11 protein-coding genes (1 of these 11 running past the window's edge) are annotated in these 13,988 nt (G+C 68.9%); 8 read left to right on the top strand and 3 right to left on the bottom strand.

Annotation, left to right across the window (positions count from 1 at the left end; translation table 11 throughout):
• From FDZ84_RS20580 to FDZ84_RS20570, 3 genes are all read right to left on the bottom strand, one after another.
• Window positions 1–2,537, bottom strand: the 5' portion of a protein-coding gene (locus tag FDZ84_RS20580; protein ID WP_168587238.1) for an FkbM family methyltransferase. It extends 1,156 nt beyond the left edge of the window; 2,537 of the gene's 3,693 nt are visible here — the first part of the coding sequence; it begins with the start codon at window positions 2,535–2,537; its stop codon lies beyond the left edge, outside the window.
• A gap of 200 nt (window positions 2,538–2,737) precedes the next feature.
• Entirely contained in the window at window positions 2,738–4,081 is a 1,344-nt protein-coding gene (gene glnA, locus FDZ84_RS20575) for a type I glutamate--ammonia ligase (protein ID WP_168587237.1), read from the bottom strand.
• Between the two features lie 68 nt (window positions 4,082–4,149).
• Complete coding sequence (locus tag FDZ84_RS20570) at window positions 4,150–5,733, bottom strand: alpha/beta hydrolase (RefSeq protein ID WP_168587236.1); 1,584 nt, start codon at window positions 5,731–5,733, stop codon at window positions 4,150–4,152.
• An 83-nt stretch (window positions 5,734–5,816) separates the two neighbouring features.
• Between FDZ84_RS20570 and FDZ84_RS20565 the strand changes: the two genes are divergently transcribed.
• The 8 genes from FDZ84_RS20565 (at window position 5,817) to FDZ84_RS20530 (ending at window position 13,970) form a co-directional block, all read left to right on the top strand.
• Window positions 5,817–7,562 (top strand): NAD+ synthase, encoded by a 1,746-nt coding sequence (locus FDZ84_RS20565; RefSeq protein WP_168587235.1) that lies wholly within the window; start codon window positions 5,817–5,819, stop codon window positions 7,560–7,562.
• A 76-nt stretch (window positions 7,563–7,638) separates the two neighbouring features.
• On the top strand, window positions 7,639–10,629 hold the full coding sequence (locus FDZ84_RS20560) for a DEAD/DEAH box helicase (protein WP_168587234.1): 2,991 nt from the start codon (window positions 7,639–7,641) through the stop codon (window positions 10,627–10,629).
• Window positions 10,622–11,446 (top strand): SWIM zinc finger family protein, encoded by an 825-nt coding sequence (locus FDZ84_RS20555; RefSeq protein WP_168587233.1) that lies wholly within the window; start codon window positions 10,622–10,624, stop codon window positions 11,444–11,446. The genes FDZ84_RS20560 and FDZ84_RS20555 overlap by 8 nt, the downstream gene beginning before the upstream one ends.
• A gap of 82 nt (window positions 11,447–11,528) precedes the next feature.
• Window positions 11,529–12,182 (top strand): hypothetical protein, encoded by a 654-nt coding sequence (locus FDZ84_RS20550; RefSeq protein ID WP_168587232.1) that lies wholly within the window; start codon window positions 11,529–11,531, stop codon window positions 12,180–12,182.
• Window positions 12,179–12,526: a hypothetical protein gene (locus tag FDZ84_RS20545; protein WP_168587231.1), complete on the top strand. Its 348-nt coding sequence runs from the start codon at window positions 12,179–12,181 to the stop codon at window positions 12,524–12,526. Before FDZ84_RS20550 ends, FDZ84_RS20545 begins: the two co-directional genes overlap by 4 nt.
• 99 nt (window positions 12,527–12,625) lie before the next feature.
• The gene (locus tag FDZ84_RS37860) at window positions 12,626–12,943 is read left to right on the top strand and encodes a hypothetical protein (protein ID WP_210435020.1); all 318 of its coding nucleotides are present in this window, start codon (window positions 12,626–12,628) and stop codon (window positions 12,941–12,943) included.
• Window positions 12,944–13,137: 194 nt separating this feature from the next.
• Window positions 13,138–13,419: a hypothetical protein gene (locus tag FDZ84_RS20535; protein ID WP_168584113.1), complete on the top strand. Its 282-nt coding sequence runs from the start codon at window positions 13,138–13,140 to the stop codon at window positions 13,417–13,419.
• A 38-nt stretch (window positions 13,420–13,457) separates the two neighbouring features.
• Window positions 13,458–13,970 (top strand): DUF3558 family protein, encoded by a 513-nt coding sequence (locus FDZ84_RS20530; RefSeq protein WP_246868303.1) that lies wholly within the window; start codon window positions 13,458–13,460, stop codon window positions 13,968–13,970.
• Window positions 13,971–13,988 lie beyond the last annotated feature (18 nt).

Below are 13,988 nucleotides of genomic sequence, written 5' to 3'. Positions count from 1 at the left end.
TCGCCGTCCGCCTCGTACTGGCGGCGGAGCAGTTCGGAGGCGGTCTGCTCGACGCCGTCGACCAGCGAGCGCATCACGTCGCGGATGTGCTCGTCGTAGTGGCTCAGCGCTTTGAGGACGGCCCTGCGCAACGCCGGGGCCATCGAGTTCCGGCTGCTCGCCCCCACCTCCGGTGCCCGGTGCAACGCGTGGCGCGCCACCAGCAGCGGGCGCAGCGGGTCGTCGAACTGGCCGTGGCTGTCCCGCGACCACTTCGTGCGCCAGTTCCGGTAGGCCTGCTCGACGCGCTCGCGCAGGCGCGCGCCCGCCCGCGCGACGGTGTGCAGCGCAAGCAGGTTCTCCCTCGCTGCTGCGCCGAAAGCCGCCGTGCCTTCCGGGTCGTCGGCAGCGGCCCGCAGGAGTTCTGCGGCCGAGTCGATCTCCGGTTCTCCAGGCCCCGTGCAGGGCACGAGGCGTGCCGCTTCGTCGCCGAAGAACTCGACAACCGCGCCGTGCTCCGCCGCGATCACCGGCACTCCGTGCGCCGCCACTTCGAGCAGCCGCAGGACGGGGCCGTCGCCGGCTTCGCCACGGTGCAGCGACACGAAGCTGTCCGATGCGGACAGCAGCGGATTGATGTCGAGGTCCTCTTCGACCAGCAGGATGCGGTGATCCGTCGCGGTCGCCAAGCGCAGGCGCTCGGCTGCCTCCGGGTGCTCGACCGCACCGACGACGCCGACGAGCAGGCGCACCTCATCGCGTTCCGGGAATGCCGCCAGGAACGCGCTGACCACGCCGAGCGCGTTGTCCCCGCGCTCGGCCGCGTGGTCCACGAACGTCCCGAACACGAACTCGTCGGACAGGCCGAACCTGGCCCGTGCGCCCTTCCTGGTCGGCAAATCAACCCGGCTGCGCTCCGGCGCGGGCAGTGCGACGACCCGTGTCTTCGTGCCGTTCCGGCGGGCTGCAGCGCGGCCGCTCTCCGAAAACACCCAGGTCTCCGCCACGTCGACGGCGTCGGAAGCGCCGGTGTGGATGTCGATCACGTACCTTCCTGCGGGCACCGGCAGGCCGGGTTCGCAGCGCAGGACGACCGGGTAGTACGCGGTGTCGGCCGAGGGCAGCCCGGACACTCCCACTGCGGTGCGCATCAGCTCTGCGAGTTGCCCGTCGCCGAGCACCGCGACACCGAGCTGATCGACAAGAGCCGCCCGGTTGTCGATCCTGCGGTGCACCGCCTCGGCCGGGACTCGGCCGCTGGCCACACCGACGCCGACGCACCACTCGTGGAAGGCCTCGGCATTGCTGCCGAACGGGTCCGGGTAGTCGCGCCGCAGAATCGGGTCGTCCGCCCACACGGCCGCGGTCCAGCGGGAGCCGCCGGCCGCGCGTTGCCTGTCGTCGGCCGGGGCGCACGACCACTCCCGGAACTCCGCCAGCGGGCCGTCCGGTTCGAAAGGGCTCGGCGGTGGTTCTCCGTCCGCGAGCCAGGCGTCGAGGTACTCGCGTCGCAGCGTCGCGGGCAGCACGACGCCGTCGGGCAGGACGTCGAACGGGTGCGGCTGTTCGCGGGTGTATCCGGCTCCGACCAGCGCGTTCCGGTAGCCCGCGCACAGCCCGGCGAGCGCCGGGTTCTCGGAGAGCAGTATCCGCGGCCGGTCGGCGTAGTCCGTTGACAGCAGCCACGGCCGCTGCGGCTGGAAGCCGCCGAAATGGACGCTGCGCAGCGCGGCGCCGTCCACCGTGTGCCGACCGTCGCCCGCCACCACCAGCTCGCGTTGGGCCGCGTTCCACACCGACAGGCCCACACCGGGGTCGCGGATCACCTGATGATCGACCAGCGCGGGTGCCCCGTCCAGCACCGGCGTCGCCGCGCCGGGGTCGGCGCGCAGCTGCTCCACCCACGTGGCGAGGAGCTGCTCGGCGCCCGGGCGGACGGCGAACGCGCTGGCGTCGAAGGTGCCCGATTCGGCGAGGTCGGAGGGGCTCGGGCGCAGGCCGTCCACGGCCAGCGGGCGCAGCACCCGCGGCACCAGGGCGACCGGGCGCTCGTGGGTCAGGCTCGAGACGAGGTCGTCGAAGCGGCCGAAGATCTGCACAGCCGGTTCGAAGTACAGCACCGTCGGGCCGGACTTCAGCAGGTGCTGCAGGAACCTCGGGCGCAGCACGTTGCGCAACTGCTCCGCGGTGCAGCCCATCGCCAGCCGGGCGTACTCCTGCTCGTCGAGCCCGATGTCGGCGAAGGTCAGGCCGTCCGGCTCCGAACTGGCCGCGCCGGGCAGGTCGACCACCAGCAGCGCGAACTGCGCGTTCGGGTGGTGGCGGCGGAACGTTTCGCGTAAGACCCGGGCCGCCGGGAGCTGGTCGCGGCACGCGAGCGTGCAGCCGAGCAGGGTGCGGGCACCGAGGTCTTCCGAGGTTTCCGCCGGCCACTCCGGCTCGCCGAACAGCTCGGCCGATTGCTCCAGCACGCCGGACTGCAGGGGGGATTCTGCGGCGATCTCGCCGTCGGAACTCCCTGCTGCCACGGGTTCGGGCTGCGCCTGCGAATCAGTCACGGGCGAAACCTATCGCTCCACGCGCCACAGCAACACGCCCAACCCCATGAGTGCACGGACTGGGACGTGCTGCCTTCGGCGCCGACCCCGATCGAAGCGGACTGGGCGGGTGTTTTCGCACGTCAACGGCCGTGAGCACGGTGAGGTGCTGCGGCGCCCCAACGTGCTCACGGGTCCTGCCCAGGCCGAACGCCCGGGGCTCAGAGCATCGGCATGAGGGTGCGGAGCTCGTACGGGGTGACGTGGCTCCGGTAGGCGTTCCACTCCTCGCGCTTGTTGCGCAGGAAGAAGTCGAACACGTGTTCGCCGAGGGTTTCCGCGACCAGCTCGGAGGACTCCATCTCGGACAGCGCCTCGTTGAGGTTCTGCGGCAGGTTGGCGTAGCCGGCCGCCTTCCGCTCCCGCTCCGTCAGGCCCCACACGTCGTCCTCGGTGGCCGGCGGCAGCTCGTAGCCCTTCTGCACACCGCGCAGCCCGGCCGCGAGGATCACCGCGTACGCCAGGTACGGGTTGCAGGCCGAGTCGAGGTTTCGGACCTCGACTCGGCGGGACGAGGCCTTGCCCGGCGAGTACATCGGCACCCGCACCAGCGCGGACCGGTTGGCGTGGCCCCAGCAGACCGCGGTCGGGGCCTCGCCGCCGACGACCAGCCGCTTGTAGGAGTTCACCCACTGGTTCGTCACGGCGCTGATCTCGCGGGCGTGGTGCAGGATCCCGGCCACGAACGCCCGGCCGATGTCGGACAGCTCGAACGGGTTCTCCGGGTGGTAGAAGGCGTTCTGGTCGCCCTCGAACAGGCTGAAGTGGGTGTGCATGCCCGAGCCGGGCTGCGCACTGAACGGCTTCGGCATGAACGAGGCGCGCACGCCCTGCGTGATCGCGACCTCCTTGACCACATACCGGAACGTCATCACGTTGTCGGCCATGGTCAGCGCGTCGGCGTAGCGCAGGTCGATCTCCTGCTGGCCGGGCGCGCCCTCGTGGTGGCTGAACTCCACCGAGATCCCCATCGCCTCCAGGGTCTCGATCGCGTTGCGCCGGAAGTGCGGCGCCGCGTCGTGGCTGGCCTGGTCGAAGTAGCCCCCGGAGTCGGCGGGCACCGGTTCGCTGCCGTCGTCCGGCAGGTTCTTCAGCAGGAAGAACTCGATCTCGGGGTGCACGTAGCAGGTGAAGCCAGACTCGGTAGCGCGGGCCAGGGTGCGGCGCAGCACGTGCCGCGGGTCGGCCCAGCAGGGCGAGCCGTCGGGCATGTGGATGTCGCAGAGCATCCGCGCCGAATAGTGCTCGCCGTCGGGGGTCTCCCAGGGCAGCACCTGGAAGGTGCCGGGGTCCGGCTTGGCGACCATGTCCGATTCGTAGACCCGGGCGAAGCCCTCGATGGCCGAGCCGTCGAACCCGATGCCTTCGGCGAAGGCGCCTTCGAGTTCGGCGGGCGAGATCGCCACCGACTTGAGCATGCCGAGGACGTCGGTGAACCACAGCCGCACGAAGCGGATGTCACGTTCCTCCAAGGTGCGGAGCACGAACTCCTGCTGGCGGTTCATGCACGCAGCCTAAGAGTTCCACCGACCAATTGCGTAACTGGTCCATGAACCCGGCACTACGTGGTGTTTCAGCTCGCGGCGCAGCGCTTGCCTTCGGGCGGGAGCGTCAGGTCCACCAGGTACTTCGTGGTCGCCTCGTCCACGCAGGAGACGCCCTGCAGGAAGACCGTGTGCTGGGTGCCCTCGAAGGTCAGCAGGCGGCCGTGCAGGGCCCGCGCGAGCCGCACCCCGGCCTGGTAGGGCGTGGCGGGGTCGCCGGTGGTGGAGATGACCAGGGTCGGCGGCAGCGCGCCCACCTCCGGCTCGGTGGTCTCGCCGGTGACCGGGACCGGCCAGAACGCGCACTTGTCCCGCGCGGCGCTCGGCGGGTGCCCGCTGTCCAGGAACGGCGCCGCCTCGCGGTAGCGGCGGTCCGCCTCGCGGACGATGTTCGGGTCCACGACTCGCTGGTCGTCGACGCAGTGCACGGCGTCGAACGCGTCGCTGGTGTTGCTGTACTGGCCGCCGCCGTCGCGGCTGTAGTAGTTGTCGGCGAGGGCCAGCAGCGTGCGGCCACTGCCCTGCCGGAGCTCGGCCAGCCCGCTGTCCAGGTTCTCCCAGAGGCTGGGCGCGTACAGCGCCTGGATCGCTGCGATGGAGGCGTCCTTGTACGACAGTTCGCGGCCGCCGCCCGCCGGGACCGGGTGGTCCACCAGCGGGCGAGTGAGCTGTTGGAACGCGACGACCGCGCGCGACGGGTCGGTGCCCAGTGCGCACCGCTGGCGCTTGGCGCACCAGGCCGCGAAGTCGTTGAAGGCGCGCTGGAAACCGGCGCCCTGGGCGACCAACTGGTCGACCGTGGACTGCCCGGGGTCGATCGCACCATCGAGCACCATGGTCCGCACGTTGGTGGGGAAGGTCTCCGCGTACTCCGCGCCGACCAGGGTGCCGTAGGAGTAGCCGAGGTAGTTCAGCTTCTCGTCGCCGAGCGCCGAACGCAGCACGTCCATGTCCTTGGCGACGTCGCGGGTGCCGACGTTGGCCAGCATCTTGGTGCCGGTGCGCGCCACGCACTTCGCCACGTAGTCGTGCTCTTCCTCCTCGGTCTTGGCGACCCCGGCGGGCGAGGTGTCCGCGTCGGAGTCCAGCCGCTCGGCGTCGCGTTCCGGGCCGGTCAGGCAGTGCACGGCCGGTTCGGAGGCGCCGACTCCGCGCGGGTCGAAGCCGACCAGGTCGAACCGCTGGCCCAGCTCACTGTCCGAGACCGACGAGGCGAGGCTCGCGGCCGTGCCCATGCCGGATGCACCCGGGCCGCCCGGGTTCACCACCAGCGAACCGATCCGCTTTCCCGGGTCGGTCACCGGTTTGCGGAGGATCCCGAGGGTGATCGTCTGCCCCTGGGGGGCGGCGTAGTCGATCGGGGCTTCCAGCCGCGCGCACTCCAGGCCGCGCTTCTGGTAGGCGTCGCGGTCGCTGTCGGTCGTCGCGTACGGTCCGCACGGCCCCCAGGACAGCGCTTGCCCGTAGTACCGCTCCAGACCTGCTGGAACCGGCCCGGCCGGGCCCTTGTGCTCGATGTGCGGCTGCAGCGGCGCCGCCTCTCGCGTCGGCGCGCTGCACGCGGCCGCGCCGAGCAGGGCCACCAAGGACAGCACGGTCAGTAGACGGGTCACTCACGAATCGTGACATGAGCGGAGAGGCGCGGCTCACGCCGGGCAGGACGACGTGCGTCTGTGGTGTGAGCGAAGATGGGTGCATGCCCCAGCTGCGCATCGCACTCGCACAGGTCAACGCATGCGTCGGCGACATAGCCGGCAACAGTTCGATGATCCTGGACTGGACCCGCCGGGCCGTGCAGGACGGCGCTCACCTCGTGGCCTTCCCGGAAATGGTGCTCTCCGGCTATCCGGTCGAGGACCTCGCGCTGCGCAAGTCGTTCGCCGCCGCGAACCTCGCCGAGCTGGAAGCGCTGGCGCGGCGCTTGCAGGACAACGGCTGCGGCGGCGCGCTGGTCGTGGTCGGGCACCTAGGCCGTGACGACGAGGGCCCGCGCAATTCCGCGTCGCTGCTCTACGGCGGCGATGTCGTCGCGACCTACCACAAGCACCACCTGCCGAACTACGGCGTGTTCGACGAGGCGCGCTACTTCGCCCCCGGCTTCGACCTGCCGATCGTGCGGTTGCACGGCTTGGATGTCGGGGTGGTCATCTGCGAGGACATCTGGCAGAACGGCGGCCCGGTGGCGGCGTTGGGCGAGGTCGGCGTCGACCTCGTGGTGTGCGTCAACGGTTCGCCGTACGAGCGCGCCAAGGACGACGTGCGCACCCCGCTGGTCATCCGGCGGGCCGCCGAGGCCGGTGCGCCGATGGCTTACGTGAACCTGGTCGGCGCGCAGGACGAACTGGTCTTCGACGGCGACTCCATGGTCGCCACGCCGGACGGCGAGATCCTCGCGCGGGCGCCGCAGTTCACCGAGCACCTGGTGGTGCTGGACATGGACCTGCCCGCTGGTGGGCACACTTCGACCACGGTGCCCGCCGAGCCGGGCCCGATGCGGCTGCCCGCCTTCGACGTGCAGCGGATCGTGCTGCAGCCGGAGCCGCTGCCGCGCTACGAGCCGGTGTCCGCGCTGCCGCCGGCGGAGCCGCTGGACGACGTGGCCGAGGTGTGGTCGGCGCTGGTCACCGGGCTGCGCGACTACGTGCACAAGAACGGGTTCCGGTCGGTGACCTTCGGTTTCTCCGGCGGCATCGACTCCGCGGTGTGTGCCGCGCTGGCCGCCGACGCGCTCGGCGCGGACGCGGTGCACGGCGTGTCGATGCCGTCGAACTACTCGTCGGAGCATTCGCGGTCGGACGCCGCCGAGCTGGCGCGGCGGATCGGTTGCCACTTCGAGGTTCACCCGATCGCGGACATGGTCGACGTGTACGTGCGGCAACTGGAGCTGACCGGGCTGGCCGAGGAGAACGTGCAGGCGCGTGCCCGGGGCGTGCTGCTGATGGCGTTGTCGAACCAGCGCGGGCACCTGGTGCTGGCCACCGGGAACAAGACCGAGCTGGCGGTGGGGTACTCGACGATCTACGGCGACGCGGTGGGCGCGTTCGCGCCGATCAAGGACGTGCCGAAGACGCTGGTGTGGAAGCTGGCGAAGTGGCGCAACGCCGACGCGGAGAAGCACGGCGAGGTGCCGCCGATCCCGGAGAACTCGATCACCAAGGCGCCGTCGGCGGAGCTGCGGCCGGACCAGGTGGACCAGGATTCGCTGCCGGAGTACGACGTCCTGGACGTGGTGCTGGACGGCTACGTGGAGGGCGACCGCGGTTACGCGGACCTGATCGCGGACGGGTTCGACGCCGAGCTGGTCGAGCGGGTGCTGCAGTTGGTGGACCGCGCCGAGTACAAGCGCCGACAGTACCCGCCGGGCACCAAGATAACGTTCAAGGCGTTCGGCCGGGACCGGCGGCTGCCGCTGACCAACCGGTGGCGCGAGATCGCGCCGTGAGGTCCCGTGAGCGGTTCTGGGTGCCATAGCACCGAAAAGCACTCACGGGCCCTTGGCGGCGGAAGGAGGTTCGGCCGTGTGGGCCGTACACGGATTGTGCACTGTAGACGGACGTCTGGTGCTGTGGGCGGAAGATTCCGAGCTCCCGGCTCGAGTGCCCGGGCGTGCTCCGCGCGGTCCGGTGGCGCACCCCTTCGCGGTGCCGGGTGAGTCTCTTCGGGACGCCCTGCCCGGTGAGCAGCTCAAAGCCGACTCCGTCCGCCTCCAGCTGCCCTCCTACGCCTCCGCTCCCGTCGCATCGCCCGAACTGGTGCGGGATCCGCTGACCGCGGGGCCTGCGCCACGCGGCAAGCTTCGGCTGCGCGAATGGCTGGTGCCTGCCGTGTCGTGCAGCCCCGCGGCCGTGCTCGCCCTGCTCGATGAAGGCGCGCCCGGATGCCGGTTGGGCGTATCCGCGCATTTCCTGCGCAGCGTCGCCGGATTCGCCGAGCAGGTGGTGTCGCAGGGGCGGGTGCTGCCCTCGCTGGTCTTCGAGGCAGACCAGCCGGCGGCGCGCTGGCGGCCGTCGTTGTCCGGCACTGATTCCGCTCGGTTCGTGGCGCTGCGCGAATCCATGCCGCCGGCCTTCCGCTGCGAGCGCGGCGACCCGCCCGCCGAGGTCCTGCGCGCGGCGCTGGACGCGCTGGTCGACGGAATCGCCCGCGCCCGGGTCGCAGACGTCGAGATGCCCGGCGGCCGGACCGCGGCCGCGGCGTGGCTGAACGCGCTGGCCCACGAGCCGCGGTTCGACAGCGATCCCGAGAAGGTGCGGAAGCTGGCCGGGCAGTTGGACGCCTGGCGCGCCAGCGGCGCAGGTGCGAGCCCCGTTCGCACCTGCTTCCGGCTGCACGAACCGGAGGGCGACGACGCGGACTGGCGGCTGGAGTTCATGCTGCAGGCCGTGGACGATCCGAGCGTTCTGGTGTCCGCGAACGAGGTGTGGCGGGACGAGAGCCGGGTACTGCAGCGCTGGGTCGCGCAACCGCAGGAGTTGCTGCTCGCCGACCTCGGGAAGGCGGGCCGGGTCTTCCCGGCGCTCGATGCGGCGCTGCTCGTACCGCATCCCTCGGAGTTGTTCCTGGACGCCGACGGCGCGTACAAATTCCTCACCCATGCGGCGCTGCTTGACCAGGCCGGGTTCGGGGTGCTGCTGCCCTCCTGGTGGGGTCGCACCCAACAGCTCGGGTTGAAGCTGACCGCCACCAGTTCGGGCACCGCGGGCACGGTGGCCAAGAAGTCCGGGCTCGGCATGGACGCCGTGGTCGACTACCGCTGGGATCTCGCGCTCGGCAACGAGCGGCTGACCGAGTCCGAGCTGGCGGAGCTTGCCACCGCGAAGGTTCCGCTGGTTCGGCTGCGCGGCAAGTGGGTCCAGGTCGACCGCAAGCGGCTGGACGCCGGACTGGCCTATCTGGAGCGCTCCGGGACCGGGCAGATGACCGCCGGCGAAGTGCTGCTGCAGGCCGGGGTGCACCCCGAGGACGGCGACCGGCCGCTGCCGGTGGTCGAGGTCAGCGGGCACGGGTGGCTCGGGGATCTGCTGTCCGGGCAGGCCGAACAGTACCTGGAGCCGGTGGATCCGCCGGAGGGATTCACCGCGACGCTGCGCCCGTACCAGCGCCGCGGCCTGGCCTGGCTGGCGTTCCTGGACCGGCTGGGGCTGGGCGCATGCCTCGCCGACGACATGGGTCTGGGCAAGACCGTGCAGCTGCTGGCGCTGGAGGCGCTGGCCCGATCGCGCGGTTCGCGCGCCCCGACGCTGCTGATCTGCCCGATGTCGGTCGTCGGCAACTGGCAGCGGGAGGCGGCCCGGTTCGCGCCGGCGCTGAAGGTGCACGTCCACCACGGCGGCGGTCGGCTCACCGGCGAGGACCTCATGGAAGAGGTCGGCGGGCACGACCTGGTCATCACGACCTATCCGCTGGCCGCGCGGGATTCGGCCGTGCTGCGGGAGATCCGCTGGGACCGGGTGGTGCTCGACGAGGCGCAGAACATCAAGAACAGCGCCTCCCGCCAGGCGAAGGCGGTGCGCGGTCTGCCAGCCCGGCAGCGGATCGCGCTGACCGGCACGCCGGTGGAGAACCGGCTCGCCGAGCTCTGGTCCATCATGGACTTCGCGAATCCCGGTGTGCTGGGCTCGCTGAGCACGTTCCGCGCGCGGTTCGCGGTGCCGGTGGAACGCGATGGTGACACCGACGCGGCGGCCCGGTTGCGGCGCATCACCGGTCCTTTCGTGCTGCGCCGGGTGAAGACCGATCCGGCGATCATCAACGATCTGCCGGACAAGATCGAGATGAAGCAGCTGTGCAACCTCACCGCCGAGCAGGCTTCGCTGTACCAGGCGGTGGTCGACGACATGCTGGCGCGCATCGACAACAGCGAAGGCATGGAGCGCCGCGGGCTGGTGCTGGCGACGATGTCGAAGCTGAAGCAGGTGTGCAACCATCCGGCGCAGCTCCTCGGCGACGGCTCCCCGCTGCCCGGCCGGTCCGGGAAGTTGCTGCGGTTGGAGGAAATCCTCGAATCGGTACTGGCCGAGGGCGACAAGGCGCTGTGCTTCACGCAGTTCGCCGGGTTCGGCGGGATGCTGGTGCCGCACCTGTCGGCGCGGTTCGACACCGAGGTGCTGTTCCTGCACGGCGGCACGACGAAGAAGGCCCGCGACGAGATGGTCCGGCGGTTCCAGTCCGAGGACGGGCCGTCGATCTTCCTGCTGTCGCTGAAGGCCGGCGGCACCGGGCTGACGCTCACCGCCGCCAACCACGTCATCCACCTGGACCGGTGGTGGAACCCGGCGGTCGAGGACCAGGCCACGGACCGCGCGTTCCGCATCGGCCAACGCCGGGACGTGCAGGTCCGCAAGCTGACCTGCATCGGCACCCTGGAGGAGAAGATCGACCGGATGATCGAGGACAAGAAGGCGTTGGCGCAGCTGGTGGTCGGCTCCGGCGAGAACTGGCTGACCGAGCTGTCCACCCGCGAGCTGCGGGACCTGGTCTCCCTGGAAGCGGAGGCCATCGGTGAATGAGTGGCGCAGATTCCCGCCGGCCGCGAAGCCGATCCGGGTCGAGGGCGGCATCAAGGCGCGCAGCAAGCGCGGCGAGATCGCGCAGACCTGGTGGTCGCGGCGGTTCATCGAGGTGCTGGAGTCGTTCGGCATGGGCGGCCGGCTGCAGCGCGGCAAGCGCTATGCGCGAGCCGGGCAGGTGCTCAGCCTGACGCTGTCGACCAGCATGGCGATCGCGCTGGTGCAGGGTTCGCGGCCGGAGCCGTACCGGGCGCGGATCGCGATCAAGGCGTTCCCCGCGGCCGACTGGGAGCGGATCGAGCGAGCGCTGGCCGGGCAGGCGCTGTACGCGGCGAAGCTGCTGGCCGGGGAGATGCCGACGGACATCGAGCGGGTCTTCGACGAGCTCGGGTTGCAGCTCTTCCCGACGACGATGCGGGAACTGACGATGGATTGTTCCTGCCCGGACTGGGAAATCCCGTGCAAGCACCTAGCGGCGGCCTGCTATCTGCTGGCCGAGTCCTTCGACGAGGACCCGTTCCAGATCCTCGCCTGGCGCGGCCGGGAGCGCGAGGAGCTGCTGGACCGGTTGCGGGCGTTGCGCGGCAACGTATCGGCCCCGGCGGCGGAGGCAGCCGACGACGACGCGCCGCTGCCGGAATGCCTGGAAACCTTCTGGACCGCTCCGGAACCCCCGGCGGCGTCGGCCATCCCCGCCCCAGAGCCGACCGCACCGGACGCGCTGCTCGACGAGCTCGACCCCCTGCCGGTAAAGATCCAGGGCAAGTCCGCCGTCGAACTTCTGCGCCCCGCTTACCGGGCGATGGCGCGCCCGTGAGCGTCGGGAGGATGGCGATTTCGCGTACGCGGTTACCGGTTCCCGGGGCAGAAGGGTATGCCAGCCGACTGTAAAGGCGCGTATGAGCGTTGAAGAAGTAGCCAACGGATTAGACCGAGCCTCTGAACTTCTACCGATACAAGCACTCCAAGCAGTGCAGGCCTTGATGGAGGAAGCGACCCAAGCACTTTACGCCATCGCCGCAGAAAGCAACGACCCTGAAGTAGCAGAGGTTTTCGAGAGCTGGCAGCACTCCACCACGGAGATAGAACGAGCCTCCCAACTCTGTGCCGAGGTAAAGAACCGGATCGTCGCCTACCGGACCGAGATTGTAGGTGGCGGAGAGAGTCCGGGCAGCGCACAAGGACTAGTGGCCAGCAGGGACAAGCCAGACAACAGAGCAGAGATCGACCCAAACAAGTTCAAATACTTCTTCGGCAAAGTAAAGTCCAACGATCACAACGAAAACAGATCGAACCAGAACATTGATGAACTGAGCAAGATCCGCATATTCGACACGCCCGAAGGGCATGACACGCTCAAGCGTCACCTTGAGGATGCGGTACGCACGAACGACAACATCAAGCGGACGTTCTCAAACGAGTGGGGCACTTACCAGGTTCGTGACTCTCTGCTCGCTGGCCCTGGTGGGTTCCTTCAGCTCGAAACAACTTGGCACGTGACGGACCAAGGGCTACGGTTGACTACGATGATCCCGAAGAGGGGGCAGAAATGACCGACACGATGAGCATCCCCAAGGAACAGGATTTCCTTGACCAGTTCGGGGAAGCTCCTGAAGTCCTGGACGAACCTTGGATTCAGCGCACTCAGATCGAGTCTGAAAACGGCACGCTTGAACTGAGCTACGACGCTATCCAGCGGTCCGTTCAGTTCGTCTGGCGTCAAGCAGATGATGTTCTCTGGTACTTCGTACGCGAGTGTGCAACCGCCCTGAGCATCCGGGCGGAAAACCAAGAAACGCACCTTGTTGCGGAGTTCGAGTCCGAGGAGTTGTCTGGCGCGGTTGATGTAAAAGTCTACCCCCGAATCTCGATCAAGGACTCTTCGCTACGGAGCTAGGGATCGGCGCTACAAGCCCCCGGCGTTCACCCGGGGGCTTTGCAGTGTACCGACTCAATTATCCTCCACCCTTACCTCAAATGTCTTCCATTAAATAGCATGCCGTGCACCACGCCAAAGTTCGCGCTGCTTGGGCGCGATTCCTGCGCGGGCTCTACAGGTGAGCTGCGCTCCCTCACCTCGTCAAGGACCTCGACGTCAGGCACCACGACGCACTCGTGCGCCGCGCCGCTGCCGGAATGCCTGGAAACCTTCTGGACCGCTCCGGAACCCCCGGCGGCGTCGGCCATCCCCGCCCCAGAGCCGACCGCACCGGACGCGCTGCTCGACGAGCTCGACCCGCTGCCGGTAAAGATACAGGGCAAGTCCGCAGTCGAGCTCCTGCGCCCCGTTTACCGGGCGATGGCGCGCTCGTGAGCGTCGGGAGGATGGCGATTTCGCGCGAAATGGGTTTGGGCGTAGAGAGTGATCATCTTTCCCCTCCCCCGTGATCACTCTGCGTCAATCAACGGTGACCGTAACGAACACGATCAAGGGCTGGTTCAGGGTTTCTATTCATTTTTGGTGTATCACTCGGACAGAGCAAGCCGTGCTTGTGCGGATAGTGATTGATGACGGAATCGGTACATGCACGGCTACGTGGCCCGGCGAAGATCATGCAGGACGCCCGCCAGATCGGCCACGTGCAGGGCTTGGGAAACTACCCCGATGGTCAGCAGTTGACGCAGCGCTTCGTTGACAAGGCCGAGCACCCCACGGCCGGAGCATTGCCGCTGATCCAGGAGATGCAGAAGGTTCTCAAAGAACAGGCGGAGGCTTTCCGTGCGGCGGCCAGGGACTATCGTGCCACCGACGACCAGATCGCCGAGGACTTGCAGCGAGGTATCCAGTGACCGCACTCTCTCGATCCCTGATCTCCGTGACCGCCGGCTTGGCCTTGCTCGGCCTCGCCGCGTGCTCCGGCGGTAAGGCCGGCGGCGATGGTCAAACCACCACCACGCAGGAGTCGTCGACCACGGCGGCGGCAGGTGGGGGACTGCAGAACTTCGACCCGTGCTCGTTCCTCAGCTCCGACGACCTGAGTGCCGCGGGTGTTACGGGACCGGGGGAAAAGCAGGACAACTTCAGCTTCGAGCCAGGTTGTTCGTACGAGGGCGAAAAGATCCTCCTGGCTGTGTACAAGAACCAGGAAGAGACCGTCGCCAAGTATGAGAAGAGCGGCAACTGGGACAAGTACGAGAAGTTCCAGCTCAACGGTCGCAGCGCAGCCCGCGCCGTTGAAGGCGGCGGAGGTGCGGTCGACGCTGGCTGCTCGATTGTCATCGATGCGGGCGGCGGTGTTGTATTGGTCGACGTCACCGAGGTGATGCCGGATTCGGTGCCCGACAAGTGCGGGGAAGCAGAGAAGATCGCCCGCCAGATCGAGGCGAAATTCCCGAAGTAACAGGAAAAGCGCCTCGCT

It is taken from the genome of Saccharopolyspora sp. ASAGF58, from assembly GCF_012277335.1.
Classification (GTDB): domain Bacteria; phylum Actinomycetota; class Actinomycetes; order Mycobacteriales; family Pseudonocardiaceae; genus Saccharopolyspora; species Saccharopolyspora hattusasensis.
The sequence above is the reverse complement of the archived record's forward strand: the minus strand, read 5'-3'. Positions and strand labels throughout refer to the sequence as shown.